Origin of the sequence: Mycobacterium sp. 1423905.2, assembly GCF_001673155.1 — a bacterium.
Lineage (GTDB): Bacteria > Actinomycetota > Actinomycetes > Mycobacteriales > Mycobacteriaceae > Mycobacterium.
On sequence record NZ_LZLE01000312.1, the window covers coordinates 13,656 to 28,879 of the forward strand.

General features: G+C 66.5%; 16 protein-coding genes and 2 tRNA genes. 7 read left to right on the forward strand and 11 right to left on the reverse strand.

The annotated features are described in order from the left end of the window. The first annotated feature begins 167 nt into the window (after window positions 1-167). Window positions 168-1,058 (forward strand): homocysteine S-methyltransferase, encoded by an 891-nt coding sequence (gene mmuM / locus A9W95_RS21035; RefSeq protein WP_067417267.1) that lies wholly within the window; start codon window positions 168-170, stop codon window positions 1,056-1,058. Here the strand turns inward: mmuM and clpP2 are convergent. The 4 genes from clpP2 to A9W95_RS21055 all read right to left on the reverse strand — a co-directional run bounded on the left by clpP2 (window position 1,055) and on the right by A9W95_RS21055 (window position 4,001). After that, window positions 1,055-1,693, reverse strand: coding sequence for an ATP-dependent CLP protease proteolytic subunit ClpP2 (clpP2, locus tag A9W95_RS21040; protein ID WP_067417269.1), 639 nt, complete (start codon window positions 1,691-1,693; stop codon window positions 1,055-1,057). The genes mmuM and clpP2 overlap by 4 nt on opposite strands. After that, the gene (locus tag A9W95_RS21045) at window positions 1,690-2,280 is read right to left on the reverse strand and encodes an ATP-dependent Clp protease proteolytic subunit (protein ID WP_067417329.1); all 591 of its coding nucleotides are present in this window, start codon (window positions 2,278-2,280) and stop codon (window positions 1,690-1,692) included. The genes clpP2 and A9W95_RS21045 overlap by 4 nt, the downstream gene beginning before the upstream one ends. A 115-nt stretch (window positions 2,281-2,395) precedes the next feature. Continuing rightward, window positions 2,396-3,871, reverse strand: a complete 1,476-nt coding sequence (gene tig, locus A9W95_RS21050) for a trigger factor (RefSeq protein WP_067417272.1) — start codon at window positions 3,869-3,871, stop codon at window positions 2,396-2,398. Between the two features lie 53 nt (window positions 3,872-3,924). Further along, window positions 3,925-4,001: transfer RNA gene (locus tag A9W95_RS21055), tRNA-Pro, on the reverse strand. Window positions 4,002-4,133: 132 nt separating this feature from the next. Here A9W95_RS21055 and A9W95_RS21060 point away from each other — a divergent pair. Both A9W95_RS21060 and A9W95_RS21065 read left to right on the forward strand, forming a co-directional pair. Next, window positions 4,134-4,204 (forward strand) — tRNA-Gly (locus A9W95_RS21060). A 32-nt stretch (window positions 4,205-4,236) separates the two neighbouring features. Continuing rightward, the gene (locus A9W95_RS21065; RefSeq protein WP_067417275.1) at window positions 4,237-5,424 is read left to right on the forward strand and encodes a serine hydrolase domain-containing protein; all 1,188 of its coding nucleotides are present in this window, start codon (window positions 4,237-4,239) and stop codon (window positions 5,422-5,424) included. 55 nt (window positions 5,425-5,479) lie between these two features. Here the strand turns inward: A9W95_RS21065 and A9W95_RS21070 are convergent, their stop codons facing one another. From A9W95_RS21070 to A9W95_RS21085, 4 genes are all read right to left on the reverse strand, one after another. After that, the gene (locus A9W95_RS21070; protein ID WP_253851722.1) at window positions 5,480-5,764 is read right to left on the reverse strand and encodes a hypothetical protein; all 285 of its coding nucleotides are present in this window, start codon (window positions 5,762-5,764) and stop codon (window positions 5,480-5,482) included. 115 nt (window positions 5,765-5,879) lie between these two features. Beyond that, window positions 5,880-6,680 carry an Fpg/Nei family DNA glycosylase gene (locus tag A9W95_RS21075; protein ID WP_067417280.1) on the reverse strand — a complete coding sequence of 267 codons (801 nt, stop codon included), beginning with the start codon at window positions 6,678-6,680 and terminating at the stop codon, window positions 5,880-5,882. 8 nt (window positions 6,681-6,688) lie between these two features. After that, window positions 6,689-7,168: a ribose-5-phosphate isomerase gene (locus A9W95_RS21080; RefSeq protein ID WP_067417332.1), complete on the reverse strand. Its 480-nt coding sequence runs from the start codon at window positions 7,166-7,168 to the stop codon at window positions 6,689-6,691. A gap of 51 nt (window positions 7,169-7,219) precedes the next feature. Then, window positions 7,220-7,831: an Rv2466c family mycothiol-dependent reductase gene (locus A9W95_RS21085; protein ID WP_067417283.1), complete on the reverse strand. Its 612-nt coding sequence runs from the start codon at window positions 7,829-7,831 to the stop codon at window positions 7,220-7,222. Between the two features lie 120 nt (window positions 7,832-7,951). Between A9W95_RS21085 and pepN the strand changes: the two genes are divergently transcribed. Next, entirely contained in the window at window positions 7,952-10,534 is a 2,583-nt protein-coding gene (gene pepN / locus A9W95_RS21090) for an aminopeptidase N (RefSeq protein ID WP_067417334.1), read from the forward strand. A gap of 26 nt (window positions 10,535-10,560) precedes the next feature. Here pepN and A9W95_RS21095 read toward each other — a convergent pair whose 3' ends face one another. From A9W95_RS21095 to A9W95_RS21105, 3 genes are all read right to left on the reverse strand, one after another. Beyond that, a complete protein-coding gene (locus A9W95_RS21095) occupies window positions 10,561-11,028 on the reverse strand; it encodes a DUF5130 domain-containing protein (protein WP_067417286.1) in 468 nt (155 codons plus the stop codon). Next, window positions 11,015-11,251: a hypothetical protein gene (locus tag A9W95_RS21100; protein ID WP_067417289.1), complete on the reverse strand. Its 237-nt coding sequence runs from the start codon at window positions 11,249-11,251 to the stop codon at window positions 11,015-11,017. Before A9W95_RS21100 ends, A9W95_RS21095 begins: the two co-directional genes overlap by 14 nt. Before the next feature lie 90 nt (window positions 11,252-11,341). Further along, window positions 11,342-11,989, reverse strand: coding sequence for an HNH endonuclease (locus tag A9W95_RS21105; protein ID WP_067417291.1), 648 nt, complete (start codon window positions 11,987-11,989; stop codon window positions 11,342-11,344). Between the two features lie 139 nt (window positions 11,990-12,128). Here A9W95_RS21105 and A9W95_RS21110 point away from each other — a divergent pair, with 139 nt between their 5' ends. The 3 genes from A9W95_RS21110 (at window position 12,129) to A9W95_RS21120 (ending at window position 15,166) form a co-directional block, all read left to right on the forward strand. Further along, window positions 12,129-12,515: a globin gene (locus A9W95_RS21110; protein WP_156746325.1), complete on the forward strand. Its 387-nt coding sequence runs from the start codon at window positions 12,129-12,131 to the stop codon at window positions 12,513-12,515. Continuing rightward, window positions 12,515-14,086 carry an alpha-amylase family glycosyl hydrolase gene (locus A9W95_RS21115; protein ID WP_067417296.1) on the forward strand — a complete coding sequence of 524 codons (1,572 nt, stop codon included), beginning with the start codon at window positions 12,515-12,517 and terminating at the stop codon, window positions 14,084-14,086. The genes A9W95_RS21110 and A9W95_RS21115 overlap by 1 nt, the downstream gene beginning before the upstream one ends. 66 nt (window positions 14,087-14,152) lie before the next feature. Continuing rightward, entirely contained in the window at window positions 14,153-15,166 is a 1,014-nt protein-coding gene (locus A9W95_RS21120; protein WP_067417338.1) for an FAD/NAD(P)-binding protein, read from the forward strand. The last annotated feature ends 58 nt before the right edge of the window (window positions 15,167-15,224 follow it).

Sequence of the window (15,224 nt, forward strand, 5' to 3'; positions counted from 1 at the left end):
CGTTAGCGCGGAATAGCGTGCTTGGTATTCATGCCTCTCGTGCTCATGAACATATCCCGACGGCGCCCGTGACCCGTCGAGACGCGCAATCCGTGTCTCTGGCGTGTCGCGGTCGTTACGTCACTGACGCTCGTCTGTCCCCCAGCTAATCACCCTACAGTGACCGCATGGGGCTGCCGCTGGATTCGTTGCTGATCAGCGACGGTGGCCTGGCGACCGAATTGGAGGCGCGCGGTAACGACCTGTCCGACCCGTTGTGGTCGGCGCGGTTACTGCTCGACGCCCCGGAGGAAATCATTGCCGTGCATGCAACCTACTTTCGCGCCGGAGCACGCCTCGCGACGACCGCCAGCTACCAAGCCTCGTTCGACGGCTTCGCCGCGCGCGGTCTGGATCGTGGCGCGGCGCAGGCGCTGCTGCGACGCAGCGTGCGGTTGGCGGTCGACGCGCGGGACGCGGCCGGCCCGGACGGGCGGTGGGTCGCGGCGTCGGTGGGGCCCTTTGGTGCCGCGCTCGCCGACGGGTCCGAATACCGCGGCGGGTATGGACTTTCGGTCCAGGCTTTGGCCGAGTGGCACCGGCCGCGCCTGGAGATCCTGGCCGACGCGGGCGCCGATGTGCTGGCGTTGGAGACCATTCCGGACGTCGACGAGGCCGAAGCGCTGGTCGGCGTCGTGCATGACCTTGGCGTGCCGGCGTGGCTGAGCTACACCATCAGCGGCACCCGGACCCGCGCCGGCCAACCGTTGGCCGAGGCGTTCGCGGTGGCCGCGGGGGTGCCCGAGATCGTCGCGGTAGGGGTCAACTGCTGTGCCCCCGACGACGTGCTGCCGGCGATCGACCTGGCGCGCGCGGCGGGCAAGCCGGTCGTCGTCTATCCCAACAGCGGTGAGCGCTGGGACGGGCGGGCCTGGACCGGTTCGTCGCGATTTACCGGCGAACTCGCGCAGCACTGGGTCGCGGCCGGAGCGCAGATCGTCGGCGGGTGCTGCCGGGTCGGGCCGACCGACATCGCCGAGATCCGCGCGAAGCTGGCACCCCGTCGATCCCGCGACTAGACGGTTTGCGCCGACAGCTTCCGGTATTCCAGGACGGTGTCGATGATCCCGTAGTCCTTGGCCTCTTCGGCGGTCAGGATCTTGTCCCGGTCGGTGTCCTTGCGGATGACCGACGGGTCCTTGTTGGTGTGCCGCGCCAGGGTGGTCTCCATCAGCGTTCGCATCCGCTCGATCTCGGCGGCCTGGATCTCCAGATCGGAGAACTGTCCTTGGATGACACCGGATAACGAAGGCTGGTGGATCAGCACTCGGGCGTTGGGCAGGGCCATGCGCTTACCCGGCGTGCCGGCGGCCAGCAGCACCGCGGCTGCCGAGGCGGCCTGACCCAGGCACACCGTCTGGATGTCGGCCCGCACGTACTGCATGGTGTCGTAGATGGCCATCAACGAAGTGAAGCCGCCACCCGGTGAGTTGATGTACATGGTGATGTCGCGGTCGGGGTCCAGCGACTCGAGCACCAACAGCTGAGCCATGATGTCGTTTGCCGACGCGTCGTCGACCTGAACACCGAGGAAGATGATGCGTTCCTCGAACAGCTTGTTGTACGGGTTGGACTCTTTGACGCCGAAGCTGGAGTGCTCGATGAACGACGGCAGGATGTAGCGCGCCTGGGGCTGGATTTGAGAATGATTCACTGGGCTTCTCCGTTGCTGATGTGAGCGGCGCGGGTGATGATGTGGTCGACGAAGCCGTAGTCCAGGGCTTCCTGGGCGGTGAACCACCGGTCGCGGTCGGAATCCGCCTCGATGCGTTCGATCGGCTGGCCGGTGAACTCGGCGTTGAGCCGGAACATCTCCTTCTTGATCACGGAGAACTGTTCGGCCTGGATGGCGATGTCGGCCGCGCTGCCGGTCACGCCGCCCAGCGGCTGGTGCATCAGGATCCGGGCGTGCGGCAACGCGTAGCGCTTGCCCTTGGTGCCGGCGGCCAACAAGAACTCACCCATCGATGCGGCCATGCCCATCGCATAGGTGGCGACGTCGCACGGCGCGAGAACCATGGTGTCGTAGATGGCCATTCCGGCGCTGATCGAGCCGCCGGGCGAGTTGATGTAAAGCGAAATGTCCTTGTCCGAGTCCTCGGCGGCGAGCAGCAGGATCTGTGCGCACAGCCGATTGGCGACCTCGTCGTTGACCTCGGAGCCCAGGAAGATGATGCGCTCGGCCAGCAAGCGCTCATAGACCGAGTCCGTGAGGTTGAGACCCAACGAGTTCGAACGCATGTCAGTCACGACCGGATTACCTGCTTTCTCGAGTTCTTCTTGCACCGACCCTAACCAACCGGGCCCGCCGTTTCCCGCTCACGCACCCCTGAAACGGGCGCGTTCGCTCACAGCGTCACGACTTGGCTTCGTCGGCCTCTTTGTCGGCCTCTTCGTCGGTCACTCCGTCGGTCACCTGGTCGAGGTCGTCGGCCTCTTCGTCGGTCACCTCGTCGTCTTGGTCCGCAGCGTCGAGCCCGGTCTCGTCGTCGAGTTCGTCGGTCTCCGCCGCGCGGTTGCCGAAGAACTCACTGACGTCGATCGGATTGCCGTCGGTGTCGGTGACGGTGGCCTTCTGCACCACGGCTGCGACGGCCAGTCCTCGGCGCACGTCGGCGAACATCGCGGCGAGCTGGTTGTTTTCCTGCAGATAAGCGAACAGCTGCTGCGGCTCGATGCCGTACTGCCGGGAGGTCAGCACCAGCCGCTCGGTCAGGTCTTCCTGACTGACCTCGAGGTCGAGCTCGTCGGCGATGGCGTCGAGCAGCAGCTGACGTCTGACGTTGTTCTCCGCGGCGCTCCGCGCTTCGGCGTCGAACTCTTGGCGAGACGAGCCCTGCTGGGCGAGCACCTCAGCGAACTTGGTCTCGTCGTGGTCGAGGCCGCGCAGCGCGGCGTGCAGCGTCTCGTCGATCTGGGACCGGACGACGGCTTCGGGCAACGGCACCTCGACCTGCTCGACGAGGGCATCGAGGGTGGCGTTGCGGATCTGCTCGGCCTGCTGGGTGCGCTTGGTGGCACGCACTTGGTCGCGCAGGTTCTCCCGCAGCTCGTCGATGGTGTCGAATTCACTGGCCAGTTGCGCGAATTCGTCGTCGGGCTCGGGCAGCTCCCGTTCTTTGACCGATCGGACGGTGACGGTGACCTCCGCCTCGCGCCCGGCGTGTTCACCGGTTGCCAGCTTCGCGGTGAACACCTTGGACTCGTCGACCGACAAGCCCACCAGCGCGTCGTCCAGGCCCGCGATGAGCCGGCCGGAGCCGACCTCGTGCGAGAGGCCCTCGGCCGAAGCGGCCGGCACGTCCTCACCGTCGACCGTCGCCGACAGGTCGATGGAGACGAAGTCACCCGTCTGCACGGGCCGGTCCACTCCGGTGAGGGTGCCGAAGCGGGCGCGCAGGGACTGCAACTCGGCGTCGACGTCCTCGTCGGTGACCTCGATCGGGTCGACGGTGACGGCGAGCCCGGTCAGGTCGGGAAGCGTCAGCTTCGGCCGCACGTCGACCTCGGCGAAGAATTCCAGGTCCTGACCCAGCTCCTTCTTGGTGACCTGAATGTTCGGCCGGCCGATCGGCTGCACGTCGGACTCCGTCACCGCTTGCCCGTACCGGCTGGGCAAGGCTTCTTCGATGACCTGGTCCAGCAGCGCTTCGCGGCCGAATCGTGCCTCGAGCAGCTTGGCCGGCGCCTTGCCGGGCCGGAAGCCGGGCAGCCGGACCTGCTTGGCGAGTTCTTTGTACGCGCGCTGGAAGTCGGGTTCCAGCTCGGTGAAGGGCACCTCCACGTTGATTCGCACCCGCGTCGGGCTCAACTGTTTGACGGTGCTCTTCACGGGTGTGCTCCTCGATGTGTTCGTTGCGGTGTCCGGCGCTGAGTGGGTCGGGCTGGTCGGGGTGACAGGATTTGAACCTGCGGCCTTCCGCTCCCAAAGCGGATGCGCTACCAAGCTGCGCTACACCCCGCGCTGACCTCGCGATCCTACGGCCCGGTGACGCCCGCTCCGCAGCGACCTCGATCCTTACGGAGCGGTCACGGCGTTGCGTCGATTAGATTTGATCTACGCCACCACGTATCGTCTCGCTCGACGAATACACGCGGGCGTAGCTCAATGGTAGAGCCCTAGTCTTCCAAACTAGCTACGCGGGTTCGATTCCCGTCGCCCGCTCGAGCTCACGATTGCTCAACAGGAAAGGCGCCATGAGCGACGTCGTAATTCATGGCTCATGCGCTTCGAGCTTCGCGAGAGTGCGCGACGCGTTCGAGCGCAATTTCGAGCTGCGCAACGAGATTGGCGCAGCCGTTGCGGTCTGGGTGGACGGCGATCTCGTGGTCAATCTGTGGGGCGGCTCCGCTGACGCGGCCGGTACCCGGCCGTGGCGAGAAGACACCCTGACCACCGTGCTGTCGGGCACCAAGGGCCTCACCGCCACCTGCGTGCATCAACTGGCCGACCGCGGTGAGATCGATCTGAATGCGCCGGTATGCCGCTATTGGCCCGAGTTCGCCCAGGCCGGCAAGCAAGACATCACCGTCGGCATGGTGATGAGCCACCGCTCGGGAGTCATCGGGCCGAACAAGCGGATGACGTGGCAGCAGGTCGCCGACTGGGACTACGTCTGCGAGCAGCTCGCCATCGCCGAACCGTGGTGGGAGCCGGGTACCGCGCAGGGCTATCACATGACGACGTTCGGCTTCATCCTCGGCGAGGTGTTCCGCCGCGTCACCGGCCGGACCGTTGGGCAGTATCTGCGCACCGAGATCGCCGAGCCGATCGGCGCCGACGTCCATATCGGCCTGTCCCGACGCGACCAGCGGCGCTGCGCCGAGCGGGTGAACAAGCCACACGCGCGCGATCTGCTGGCCGAGGTGCAGGCTCCCGGTTATCCGACCAGCCTCGACGAACATCCCAAGGCGGCGCTGTCCATCTCAATGGGATTCGCCCCCGACGACGAGCTCGGTTCGCACGACTTGCAGTTGTGGCGCGAATTGGAGTTCCCAGGCACCAATGGACAGGTGTCGGCGCTGGGCTTGGCGACCTTCTACAACGCGTTGGCGCAAGAGAAGCTGCTCAGCCGCGAGCACATGGACTTGGTTCGCGTCTCGCAAGGCGGATTCGACACCGATCTGGTGCTGGGGCCCCGCGTCGCCGACCATGGCTGGGGGCTGGGCTACATGCTCAACCAACGCGGCACCAACGGACCCAACCGGCGCATCTTCGGACACGGCGGGCTAGGCGGCTCGTTCGGGTTCGTCGACCTGGAGCACCGGATCGGCTACGGGTATGTGATGAACCGCTTCGACGCGAGCAAGGCCAACGCTGATCCGCGCAGCGTCGCGCTGAGCAACGAGGTCTACGCGGTTCTCGGCGTCGAAGCCGACAGCTGACAGACGGACCCTGCCGGCAAGCGGCAGGGTCCGTTTCGCTGATGAACTCGATGACTTAGTGGTGGTCGCCACGCCAGCCGGGGCCGCCCGGGCCACCCGGTCCGCCTGGACCCCATCCCGGACCGCCGGGGCCACGCCCGAATTCCGGATGCGGGTTGGGTCCCGGTCCACGCCAGTTGTCGTGGCACCCGTGCCAATCCCAGTTGTCGCCCCAACCCGGGTCCCAGAAGTCGCCGGGGCACCACTGCGGAAACGGTCCCGGTTGGGCCTGAGCCTCGCCCGCGGCACCGAGTCCCGCCAGCCCCAGGCCGACCATCATTGCGAAAGTCGTTGCAGCCAAACGCGAAGAGATTTTCATAGGTAATAGATGTACCTGTAGAGCCTGTGCTCAAACTGAAGAAGGAGCACTTGTTCCTGTTAGTTTGCTGTCAAAACGCTGGCAGCGGGGTTGGCGGTCAGCGCTGACAGACCGGACACCAGAAAACGTTGCGGCCCTCCAGCACGTTGGTGTGGATCGTTTCGCCGCACACCCGGCAGGGCTTCCCCGCGCGCCGGTAGACGTAGGTGCGGGGCCGCCCCGGCGCGTAGGACGGCGCGCCGTGGTCATGTTCGGGACGGACGACGATGATCTTGCCGCGACGCAGGCCGACTTTCATCAGCGCCACCAGATCGGTCCATGCCGAGTCGAACTCCGCTTCGGAGATCTGTTGACCGGTCCGATACGGGTGGATGCGGTGGCGATACAACAGTTCGCTGCGGTAGACGTTGCCGACTCCCGCGATCACGGTCTGATCCATCAGAAGCGCCCCAATCGGCCTGCGCGACTTCTTGATTCGCGCCCAGGGCCAGGACGGGTCGGCATCCGAACGCAACGGGTCAGGCCCCAGCCGGGCCAGCACGGTATCGACTTGGCCCTCGTCGAGCAACTCGCACACCGTCGGGCCGCGAAGGTCGGTGCCGTAGTCGGCGCCGACCATGCGCATCCGCACCTGCCCGACCGGCTCCGGAAGGGGTTGTCCGACAACGCGTTCCCATTCGGTGAAGGCGCCGTAGAGCCCGAGGTGCACATGCACGATCGGACCGCCGGCGTAGTGATGGAACAGGTGCTTGCCCCAGGCGCTGGTGCGATTCAACACCCGGCCATCGACGACGTCGGCGTCGAATCTGCCTTGCGGACTCGACACCGCCACCGGTTTGCCGGCATACCGGCGCTGATGCAGCCGGGCCAGCCGGTGCAGCGTATGCCCTTCGGGCACGAGCTGGCTTAGCCCTGCGCGCCGGGTACCGGCGGCGCCTCGTGCGTGCGCTCGTATTCGGCGAGGATGTCGATACGCCGCTGGTGGCGTTCGACTCCCGACCATGGCGTGGTGAGGAAGGCGTCGACGATGGCCAGCGCCTCTGCCACGGTGTGCATGCGTCCGCCGATGCCGATCAACTGCGCATTGTTGTGCTGGCGTGCCAGCGAGGCGGTTTCCACGCTCCAGGCCAGCGCGCACCGCGCACCGGGCACCTTGTTGGCGGCGATCTGCTCACCGTTGCCCGAGCCGCCGAGCACGATTCCCAGACTGCCCGGGTCGGCCACCGTGCGCGTCGCCGTGGCGATGCAAAACGCCGGGTAATCGTCCTCCGCGTCGTAGCTGAACGCGCCGCAGTCGATCGGTTCGTGGCCGCCTTGCTCTAGGTGCGCGATGATCTGCTGCTTGAGTTCGAATCCGGCATGGTCAGATCCCAGGTAGACGCGCATGCCCGACATTCTGCACGATGCCGTGCGCGACACCGGCGAGCGTCGGTGCGGCTAGTCGAACTGCGGGCCCTCGGTGCGAGTCCGCTTGAGTTCGAAGAAGTGCGGGTAAGACGCGAACGTCACCGACGCGTCCCACAGCTTGCCCGCCTCTTCACCGCGTGGGATGCGGGAGAGCACCGGCCCGAAGAACGCCACACCGTTGACGTGAATGGTCGGGGTACCGACGTCGTCACCGACCGCGTCCATGCCGGCGTGGTGGCTCTTGCGTAACGCTTCGTCGTAAGCGTCGCTGGTCGCGGCGTCGGCCAACTCGGCCGGCAGCCCGGCGTCGGCCAGGGAAAGCTTGATGACCTCTTCGAGGTCTTTGTTGCCCTCGTTGTGGATTCGGGTGCCCATCGCGGTGTAGAGGGGCTCGAGCACCTTGGCGCCGTGCTGCTGCTCGGCGGCGATCGCCACCCGCACCGGACCCCAGGCCTTGGCCATGTTCTCGCGGTACTTCTCGGGCAAGTCGTCGCGGTTTTCGTTGAGCACCGCAAGGCTCATCACATGGAACTGCACGTCGATGTCGCGGACCTTCTCGACCTCGAGAATCCAGCGCGAGGTGATCCAACACCAGGGGCACAGGGGGTCGAACCAGAAACCGGCGACAGCTTTCTCGGGCATAGTGCGGTCCTCTCTAGCGAGTCAGGGATAGCCGCTCAAACACAACCGTAGCCGCGCGGCACCTGTTCCCGTGTCGACGCCGTCCTGCCCGGCGCCGTCAGTACGCCTATGTTGGAGCCCGTGGCTCTTCCCAACCTCACCCGGGATCAGGCGATCGAACGCGCCGGACTGATCACCGTGGACAACTACCAGATCAACCTCGACGTGACCGACGGCAACGGGTCCCCGGGCGAACGGACCTTCCGGTCCACCACCACGGTGGTGTTCGACGCACTGCCGGGTGCGGACACCGTCATCGACATCGCCGCGGACCGGATCCACAGCGCCACCCTGAACGGCCACGAACTCGACGTGTCCGGCTACGACGAGTCCGTCGGGATTGCGCTGCGCGGACTGGCCGAGCACAACACCGTCGTCGTCGACGCCGACTGCCGCTACTCCAACACCGGCGAGGGCCTGCACCGCTTCGTCGACCCGGTCGACGACGAGACCTACCTGTACTCGCAGTTCGAAACGGCCGACGCCAAGCGGATGTTCGCCTGCTTCGACCAGCCCGACCTCAAGGCCACCTTCGACGTGCAAGTGACGGCGCCCGCGCACTGGAAGGTGGTGTCCAACGCCGCCGCCACGTCGGTCGTCGACGGCGTGCACACCTTCGCCACCACCCCGCGCATGAGCACCTACCTGGTGGCGTTGATCGCCGGTCCGTACGAGGTGTGGGAGGACGTCTACCGCGACGAACACGGCGAGATACCGCTGGGCATCTACTGCCGGGCCTCGCTGGCCGACCACATGGACGCCGAGCGGCTGTTCACCCAGACCAAGCAGGGTTTCGGCTTCTACCACAGCAACTTCGGCATGCCGTACGCGTTCGGCAAGTACGACCAGTTGTTCGTTCCCGAATTCAACGCGGGCGCAATGGAAAACGCCGGTGCGGTGACGTTCCTCGAGGACTACGTGTTCCGCAGCAAGGTCACCCGGGCGTCCTACGAACGACGGGCCGAGACCGTGCTGCACGAGATGGCGCACATGTGGTTCGGTGACTTGGTCACCATGACGTGGTGGGACGACCTGTGGCTCAACGAATCGTTCGCCACCTTCGCATCGGTGTTGTGCCAGGCCGAGGCCACCGAATTCACCGAGGCGTGGACGACGTTCGCGACGGTGGAGAAGTCGTGGGCGTACCGCCAGGACCAGTTGCCCTCGACGCACCCAATCGCCGCTGACATTCCGGATTTAGCCGCCGTCGAGGTCAACTTCGACGGAATCACCTATGCCAAAGGCGCATCGGTGCTCAAGCAACTGGTTGCCTACGTGGGACTGGACCACTTCCTAGCCGGACTGCGCGACTACTTCCAGGCGCACGCGTTTGCCAACGCCACCTTCAGTGATCTGGTCACCGCGCTGGAGAAGGCGTCCGGGCGTGACCTGTCGGACTGGGGGCAGCAATGGCTGAAGACCACCGGGCTCAACACCTTGCGGCCGGACTTCGACGTCGACAGCGACGGGAGGTTCACCAGGTTCGCGATCACCCAGAGCGGCGCCGCCCCCGGCGCCGGTGAGACCCGGGTGCACCGGCTGGCGGTGGGCATCTACGACGACGACGGATCGGGCAAATTGGCGCGCGTGCACCGGGAGGAGCTCGACGTCGAAGGCGAGACGACGGAAGCCCCTGGGCTGGTTGGTCTTTCGCGCGGGAAGCTGATTCTGGTCAACGATGACGACCTGACGTACTGCTCGCTGCGGCTGGACGCCGAGTCGCTGCAGACCGCGTTCGACCGGATCGCCGACATCACCGAGGCTTTGCCGCGCACGTTGGTGTGGTCGGCGGCCTGGGAGATGACCCGCGAGGCCGAGTTGCGCGCCCGCGACTTCGTGGCGCTGGTGTCCCGAGGGGTGCACGCAGAAAGCGAGATCGCGGTGCTGCAGCGCTTACTGTTGCAGGCTCAGACCGCGTTGGGGTCCTATGCCGACCCGGTGTGGGCGCGCGAGCAGGGTTGGCCGGCGTTCGCCGAGCGGGTGCTGGAGCTGGCGCGTGCCGCCGAACCCGGTTCGGATCACCAATTGGCGTTCGTCAACTCGTTGTGCTCGTCGGTGTTGTCGTCGCAGCATGTCCAGACGCTCACGGCGCTGCTCGACGGCGATCCGGCCGACGTGGGGTTGGACGGCCTGGACGTCGACACCGACCTGCGGTGGCGCGTCGTCACCGCGCTGGCCGGCGCGGGGGCCATCGACGCCGACGGTCCCGAGACACCGCGCATCGACGCCGAAGCCCAACGCGACCGCACGGCTGCCGGCAAGCGGCACAGCGCGCAGGCGGCCGCGGCGCGGCCGCAATTCGCCGTCAAGGACCAGACGTTCACCACTGTGGTCGAGGACGACACGTTGGCCAATGCGCTGAGCCGGGCGATGATCGCGGGCATCGCCGCGCCCGGTCAGGGCGAGCTGCTCAAGCCGTTCACCGCGCGCTACTTCGAAGCCATTCCGGGAGTGTGGGCGCGGCGGTCCAGTGAGGTCGCGCAGACCGTGGTGATCGGCCTATACCCGCACTGGGACATCAGCGAGGAGGCCATCGCCGCCGCAGATCGGTTCCTCAGTGCCCCGGAGTCCGAAGTGCCGCCCGCGCTGCGCCGACTGGTGCTCGAGGGCCAAGCCGCCGTCAAGCGATCGTTCAAGGCCCGACAGCTCGACCGGACCGACTAGCCTCCCTACCGGCCGCGGGCGTCCGCCTAGGTCGGAGAGATGCCCGAGCTGAGCACGCGGATGGCGCTGACCAGGCCGTCGACCAGGTTGCCCTGCTCGAACGCCGAGGACGCGGCGGCCACGCCCAGGGGAGCCGCCGACTCGGCGCCGCGACCGCGCACCTGCGTGCCGTAGACCACTTCGATCGCGTGCTGGTTGGGCGACACGGCCAGCAGCACGGCGTTGTCCGGGGTCGGCACCTTGGCCAGGATTTCGCGGGCCCGCGAGGCGGTGTCGTCGCCCAGATCGCCGAGGTAGATGGCGAAACGGGTCTGCGACGTGCGCGAGCCGTATTTCAGTGCGTCGTCGATGGCGACCAGGTCTTTGATCGGGAACGGGAAGTGCACTGAGACGTCCCCGGGCTCGGTGACCCCGGACAGCCGTCCGCTGGTGGTGATCACCCACCCGCGCGGCAGCTCGGCTGGTTCTACCGTCGCCACTTCACCACGTGCCACTGGCTCCCCCTCCCACCGTGAAGCTCGATGCCCCGTGTCCGTGGCCGTGTCCGCGTGCGTGGCCGACATCCTCGTCCGTGGCGGCCCAAAGGATCGGTGGATGCGTCCACTGTTCGGACAGTTTGTACGTTGCCGGGTGGGGGCCCTTGCGCGACCAGATGAGCGCCGCGAGGACAACCACCAGCAGCAACGGAACTCCGATGAAGAAGAGGTGGATCTCCATTGTGCTCACGACGCAAACCGTATCCCACCGGGGAATCAACCGGCGCACCTAGGACATGAGAAGGACGCCGCAAGGACACCGCAAGCCCGCTCAGGCCGCGCCTTCACCGAGGTACTGCGCCCACGACGGGTCGAGTTCCTTGACCGTCGACAGCAACCGCCAGTGCTGTCCGGTGGGCGGCAGCGGGGTGCGGCGCAAGGTCCAGCCCAGTTCGGTGAGCAGCTTGTCGCCCTTGCGGTGGTTGCACGTCGAGCAGCACGCCACGCAGTTCTCCCACGAGTGGTCACCGCCGCGGCTGCGGGGTATGACGTGGTCGACGGTGTCGGCCTTGGCGCCGCAGTAGGCGCAGCAGAACCGGTCGCGATGCATCAACGCGGCCCGGGTCATCGGGACGCGGGCGCGGTAGGGCACCCGCACGTAGGAACGGAGCTGGATCACCGAGGGCACCGCGATGGAGCTGGTCGCCGAGTGGATCACCGGACCGGCAGGGTCGTCGTGCACCACGTCGGCCTTGCCGCAGATCAGCATGACGATGGCGCGGCGCATGGGCAGCGCGGTGAGCGGCTCGTAGGTGGAGTTGAGCAGCAGCACGCGGCGCCGATTCCAGATCGACGCGCCGTCGTGGCGGGTGGGTGGATGGGTGTCGACGCTGTGCAGGCATGACGCGTTTGGGGCCCCAGTTATGCCTGCCGCGGCACCGGTACTGCGGTGGCTGCGGCGTTTCTTGCCGTGCGCCATAAATCCTCCGCCGACAGTCCACCATGATTCGCCGCCAACTGCACGCCAATTCGCACGCCACGCCGTGTCGATCCGGTGAACAGCAGGCGCTCGCCGCGGGCCCGGTCGCAAATGGCCCACAATGGAGGAGATGGATCAGATGACAGAGTCTTTCTACGACGCGGTCGGCGGCGCCAAGACGTTCGACGCGATCGTTTCGCGTTTCTATCAAGAGGTCGCGCAGGACGAGATCCTGCGTCCGCTGTACCCGGAGGAGGATCTGTCGGGCGCCGAGGAGCGCCTGCGGATGTTCCTCGAGCAGTATTGGGGCGGCCCGCGGACCTATTCCGAACGGCGCGGCCACCCGCGGCTGCGGATGCGGCATGTGCCCTTCCGGATCACGCCCATAGAGCGCGACGCCTGGCTGCGCTGCATGCACACCGCGGTCGCGTCGGTCGACGCCGACACCCTGGACGACGAGCGCCGGCGGCAGCTGCTGCAGTACCTGGAGATGGCCGCGCACTCGCTCGTCAACTCGGCGTTCTGATGGCGGCCGAGACGCCGTGGTGGTCGCATGCGGTCTTCTACCAGGTGTATCCGCGCTCGTTCGCCGATAGCGACGGTGACGGTGTCGGCGACTTGGACGGCCTGGCGCAGCGGCTGGACCACCTGGTCGAGCTGGGCGTCGACGCCATCTGGATCAACCCGGTCACCGTTTCCCCGATGGCCGATCACGGGTACGACGTCGCCGACCCGCGCGATATCGACCCGCTGTTCGGCGGTATGGCCGCATTTGAGCGGCTGATCGCCGCGGCACACCAACGCGGCATCAAGGTGACCATGGACGTGGTCCCCAACCACACCAGCTCCGCGCATCCGTGGTTCCAGGCGGCCCTGGCCGCCGGACCGGGAACCGATGCGCGCGCCCGTTACTTCTTTCGCGATGGGCGCGGGCAGCGCGGGGAGTTGCCCCCGAACAACTGGAAGTCGGTGTTCGGCGGTCCGGCCTGGACCCGGGTGGTCGAGCCGGACGGCAACCCCGGCCAGTGGTATCTGCACCTGTTCGACAGCGAGCAGCCCGACCTCGACTGGGACAACTCCGAGGTCTTCGACGACTTCGAGAAGACGCTGCGGTTCTGGCTGGAACGCGGGGTGGATGGCTTCCGCATCGACGTGGCCCATGGCATGGCCAAGCCCGAGGGTCTGCCGGACGCGCCGGAATCGGACATTTCGGTGTTGCACCACAGCGACGACGACCCGCGCTTCAACCGCCCGCACGTGCACGCGATCCATCGCGACATTCGCTCGGTCATGGACGACTATCCCGAGGCGGTCTCCGTCGGGGAGGTTTGGGTTCGCGACAACGCCCAGTGGGCCGATTACGTTCGGCCGGACGAATTGCACCTCGGTTTCAACTTCCGGCTCACGCGCACCGACTTCGATGTCACCGAAATCCGCGACGCGGTGCAGAACTCGCTTGAGGCGGCTGCCTTGCAAGACGCCACGCCGACCTGGACGCTGTCCAACCACGACGTGGGCCGAGAAGTCACCCGTTACGGCGGCGGCGAGGTCGGGCTGAGCCGCGCACGGGCCATGGCGATGCTGATGCTCGCCCTGCCCGGAGCCGTGTTCCTCTACAACGGCGAAGAACTCGGGTTGCCCGATGTCGATTTGCCCGACGAAGTGCTCCAGGACCCTACCTGGGAACGCTCGGGGCACACCGATCGTGGCCGCGACCGGTGCCGGGTTCCCATTCCGTGGTCGGGCGAGACTCCCCCGTTCGGGTTCTCCACCAACGCCGAAACCTGGTTGCCGATGCCGGCGCAGTGGGCGGCGCTGACGGTGGAAAAGCAGCGCGCGGACGAGCAATCGACGTTGTCCTTCTTTCGCCGGATGGTCGAGATACGCAGTAATCGAAGCGAATTCGACGGCAGCCAGTTGGACTGGCTGGCCGCGCCCACCGATGTCCTGATCTTCCGGCGCCGCGGGGGCGGGCTGGTCTGCGTACTGAATGCCAGCCATCGCCCGGTGCCGCTGCCGCCGGGAGGGCTGATTCTGGCCAGCGCGGCGCTACGCGACGGCCAGTTGCCGCCCGACGCGGCGGCGTGGCTGGTCTAGCCGCGCGGGCATGCATCTCGCCGCGCGGTGCTCTATACGTGGTGTATGGCACCCTACGCGTGGACAGTGGTCGGAGCCGGTCCCGCCGGAATCGCGGCGGTGGGACGACTGCTCGATCACGGGATTCCGGACGAGGCGATCGCCTGGGTCGATCCGGCGTTCGCCGCCGGCGACCTCGGCCAGAAGTGGCGGCCGGTCTCCAGCAACACCATCGTCGGCACATTTCTGGAATATCTGAACGCCGCCAAAGCTTTTCGGTTCTCGGAGGCTCCGCCGATGCCGCTGCGCGAGGTCGACCCGGAGGAGACCTGCGCCCTAGCGCTGGTGGCCGAACCGTTGGTGTGGATCACCGATCATCTGCGGGAGCGGGTACCGGTCTTCCAGGCGACGGCAACCGCGCTGCGTCTGACCGGACGGCGCTGGCACATCGAGACAACGGGCCCAGAAATCGTCTCGGACAACGTCATTCTCGCCGTCGGTGCGGTTCCGAAGAAACTCGACTATCCGCTGGACGAGATTCCGGTCGACGTCGCGCTCGACTCGGAGAAGCTCGCGCAGGAGCCGTTGGAAGGCGCGACGGTCGCGGTCTTCGGGTCATCGCATTCGTCGATGATCGCGCTGCCGCACCTGCTACGCCATCCCGTCAAGAAGGTGATCAACTTCTATCGCAGTCCGCTCAAATATGCGATCTATCTTGACGATTGGATTCTCTTCGACGACACCGGACTCAAGGGACGAGCGGCGGTGTGGGCGCGTGAGAACATCGACGGGGTCTATCCGGAGAAGCTGGAACGGTATTGGGTTTGCAGTCCTGAGTTCGAAGAGAAGCTGCACACCTGCGACCGAGCGGTCTATACCGTCGGTTTCGAGCGCAGGCAGTTGCCGCAGACGCCGCAGTGGGGCCCGTTGGAGTACAACCAGCAGAACGGCATCATCGCCCCCGGCCTGTTCGGGCTGGGCATCGCGTTTCCCGAATATGCCGAAGACCCGTACGGGTACGGGCAATACCGCGTCGGGTTGAAGAAGTTCATGGACTATCTGGATTCGGTGCTGCCGCTGTGGCTCGTCTACGGGACCTGACCGGTGCCGGCCACATCGTCATAAAATCAACCTGATTCGTTTGACGAGTCGCCCCGAA

Bases quoted from the DNA above. Each gene is read 5' to 3' on its own strand.
- mmuM (WP_067417267.1), top strand. From the start codon at position 168: ATGGGGCTGCCGCTGGATTCGTTGCTGATCAGCGACGGTGGCCTGGCG.
- A9W95_RS21045 (WP_067417329.1), bottom strand. From the start codon at position 2,280: ATGCGTTCGAACTCGTTGGGTCTCAACCTCACGGACTCGGTCTATGAG.
- A9W95_RS21065 (WP_067417275.1), top strand. From the start codon at position 4,237: ATGAGCGACGTCGTAATTCATGGCTCATGCGCTTCGAGCTTCGCGAGA.
- A9W95_RS21080 (WP_067417332.1), bottom strand. From the start codon at position 7,168: ATGCGCGTCTACCTGGGATCTGACCATGCCGGATTCGAACTCAAGCAG.
- A9W95_RS21085 (WP_067417283.1), bottom strand. From the start codon at position 7,831: ATGCCCGAGAAAGCTGTCGCCGGTTTCTGGTTCGACCCCCTGTGCCCC.
- A9W95_RS21100 (WP_067417289.1), bottom strand. From the start codon at position 11,251: ATGGAGATCCACCTCTTCTTCATCGGAGTTCCGTTGCTGCTGGTGGTT.
- A9W95_RS21105 (WP_067417291.1), bottom strand. From the start codon at position 11,989: ATGGCGCACGGCAAGAAACGCCGCAGCCACCGCAGTACCGGTGCCGCG.
- A9W95_RS21110 (WP_156746325.1), top strand. From the start codon at position 12,129: ATGACAGAGTCTTTCTACGACGCGGTCGGCGGCGCCAAGACGTTCGAC.
- A9W95_RS21115 (WP_067417296.1), top strand. From the start codon at position 12,515: ATGGCGGCCGAGACGCCGTGGTGGTCGCATGCGGTCTTCTACCAGGTG.